At 77.0% G+C, this 2959-nt stretch carries 2 protein-coding genes; both read right to left on the bottom strand.

Annotated elements, in window-relative coordinates:
• Positions 1–1353, bottom strand: a 1353-nt coding sequence (locus tag ABD308_RS29315) for a condensation domain-containing protein (RefSeq protein WP_344341109.1), incomplete at its 3' end; no start/stop codon positions are given.
• A 141-nt stretch (positions 1354–1494) separates the two neighbouring features.
• A complete protein-coding gene (locus ABD308_RS29320) occupies positions 1495–2787 on the bottom strand; it encodes a condensation domain-containing protein (protein WP_344341112.1) in 1293 nt (430 codons plus the stop codon).
• Positions 2788–2959 lie beyond the last annotated feature (172 nt).

Raw genomic sequence — 2959 nt, forward strand, 5'->3', positions numbered from 1 at the left:
GGTGAGCACGCTGTCGACGGTCTCCAGTCGGGCGGCGGTGAGCGGCCCGTCCGGGCCGTCCAGGTAGCCGCGCAGCAGGTCGAGCAGCCGCTCGGAGAGCAGGGTCGCGGTCGGCTCGTCGAACAGGTCGGCGTCGTAGTCCCAGACCAGGGTCATCCCGGCCGCGCCGTGCTTCTCGCCGACCACCCGGCGGTCGTCGGGCAGCAGCACGACGTCGAGGTCGAAGCGGGTGGTGCCGGTGTTGAACCCCTCGTGGAGCGAGACCTCCAGGCCGGGCACCCGGACGTCGGGCAGCGGCGCGTCGTGCGCGCTGAACATCACGCTGAACAGCGGGTTGTCGGCGCCGCCGGTGTGCCGGCCGAGCGCGCGGGTCAGCTCCTGGACGGGCACGTCCTGGTGCGGCAGGGCGCGGAACAGCACGTCGGTGACCTCGTCCACCGCCTCGGTGCCGGGCGCGGCCGGATCGAGCCGCAGGCGCAGCGGCACGGTGTTGACGAACATCCCGACCGTGCCCTCGAAGCCGGGCGGACGGTTGCCGACCGCGGTGCCGACCACCAGTTCGCGGTGACCGCTGTGGCGGCGCAGCAATTCGGCGAAGAGCGTGAGCAGGGTGGAGAACGGGGTGTGCCCGTCGGCCTTGGCGCGCTCGCGCAGCCGCTCGGCGAGGTCGGCGCCGATCGACTGGCGCAGCTGCCCGCCGCGGTGGCGGCGGACCGCGCCGGGGCGGGCCAGGCCGGGCAGCGCGAGGTCGACCGGGGCGTCCGCCAACTCGCGCTTCCAGTAGGCGAGTCCGCGCTCGCGGTCGGCCTCGCCGACGGCACTCACGTACTCCTCGTAGGAGGGTGCGGCGGGCAGGGTGACGGCGTCGGCCGGAGTGCCGAGCACGTGCGCGCGGTAGACGGTGAACAGGTCGCGCAGCAGGATCGCGAAGGAGTGGCCGTCGTGCACGAGGTGGTGCTCGACGTGGATCAGCCGGTGGTGGTCGGTGCCGATCCGGGCGAGGTGCCAGCGCAGCAGCGGGGCCTCGGTGGTGTCCAGCGGCTCCTCGGCCTCGGCGGCGAGCAGGGTGCGGAACGCGGCCTCGGGGTCGGGACCGGTGCTCAGGTCGCTGGTGCGCAGCCTCGGCTCGCTCCGGGCGCCGACCCGCTGGAGCGGCAACCCCTCGGCCTGGGCGACCAGTTCGAGCCGCAGGCCGGGGTGGTGGGTGAGCACCGCGGTGAGGCCGGCCCGCAGCGCGGCGGTGTCGAGCGGGCCCCAGAGGTCGAGGGCGGCGGTGAAGTTGTAGGCCCGGCTGCCGGGCAGCAGTTGCTCGTGCAGCCAGACGACCTGCTGCGAGGAGGACAAGGCGAACATGGGCGACTCCCTTGTGGTGTCGGGTGGTTGTCCGGAATCGACGATGCCGGGGCGCGGTGGCGGGCACGGCGGGGCGGACGGGGCGGGGCGGACGGGGCGGGGCGCGCGGGCGCGCGGGGTGGCGCCGGGGACCCGGTGGGATCAGGCCGGTGCGCCGAGGTGGCGGCGCAGGGTGGCGAGCAGTTCCGCGAAGGCCTCCTCCGCCGCGGCCCGGGGGTAGCGCTCGCGGTCCCAGGCCAGCCGGACCAGCAGGTCCTCGCCGTGCGAGGCGGAGACCGCGAGCGGCGCCGCGAGCGGGCGCCCGGCCAGGTGGACCTCCCTCCCGACGGTCCCGTCGAGCACCAGCGGCGGACGGCGGTGCAGGTCCTCGAAGGTCAGCAGCCCGTCGAGCGTGCCGGACCAGCCCGCCCCGGCCGAGCGGGCGGCGCGCACCACCTCGTCGTACGGGGTGTCCGCGTGGTCGAGGTCGTCCCACCAGTCGGCGCCGAGCGCGTCGAGGCCGCGCGGCGGGCCGGGCGGAGCCGGGTGGACGAGGGTGTTGAGGAAGCAGCCGAGGACGGGGGCGGCCCCGGCCGGCCTGCCGCCCCACGGGTAGCCGAGCGCGAGCACCCGATCGCCGTCGCCGTCGAGGCGGTGCACCGCGGCGGCCACCGCGTCCAGCAGCGCGGGGAAGACCCCGCCGCGGGCTGCTCCGGTCACCGCGGGCAGCCGCTCGACGACCATGCCGGTCGACCAGGCGGCCCCGGCCGGCCGGGCTCCCCCGGGCGGCTCGCCGAGCGCGGCGAGCCGGGCGGCCCAGTGGGCCCGCGCGGCCCCGCTCGCGGCGTTCGCCTCGGCGGCCGACTGGCCTTCCACGGCGAACCGGTAGGCCTCGACGGCTTCGCCCCGGGTGGTGGCGGGGGCCGCCTGGCCGTCGGCGGCGTAGGTGACCGCCAGTCCGTCGGTGACCAGGCCGAGCGACTGCTCGTCGCAGGCGGCGTGGTCCAGGGCGACGGCGAGCAGTTCCTCCTCGTCGTCCGGCGCGGCGGCCAGCAGCAGCCGCAGCACCGGCCCGTCGACCGGCCAGTCCAGCAGAGCCCGCCGCAACGCCGTTGGGGCGTCCGCCGGTTCGGCCACCACCCGGGCCACCTCGACGGACGGCTCGCCCAGCCGCAGCACCGGCGTGCCGCGCCGCACGGTGAACTCACCGCGCAACGCCGGGTGCCGGTCGGCCAGCCGGACGGCGGCGCGACCCAGCCGGGCCAGGTCGACGGTGCCGCGCGGGAAGGCGAAGAACAGCGGGACGACGTCCGTCCGGCCGCGCGGATCACGGCGGCGGGTGATCAGGAACCGGCGCTGGGCACCGGTGAGCGGGAGCAGTTCCCCCGCGGCGTCGGGGGCGGTGGCGAGGGACCGGTAGCGGGCGAGGTAGGCGGCCGTGATGCTGGGGTGCACGGGGAGGGTCTCCGCTTCGGATTCGGTTCAGCTCGTTCGGATGGCCGGGGAACCCGCACCGACAACGCCCGCCGGGCGAGCGGCCTCGTCCGCCTCCGACCGCAGGGACGGCGGATCCTGCGGGCCACGCGAGCGCGGGCGCCGGGCGGACCGGGACGACCGGTGCGGGTCG

The sequence above is a fragment of the Kitasatospora putterlickiae genome, from assembly GCF_039527695.1.
Taxonomy (GTDB): Bacteria; Actinomycetota; Actinomycetes; order Streptomycetales; family Streptomycetaceae; genus Kitasatospora; species Kitasatospora putterlickiae.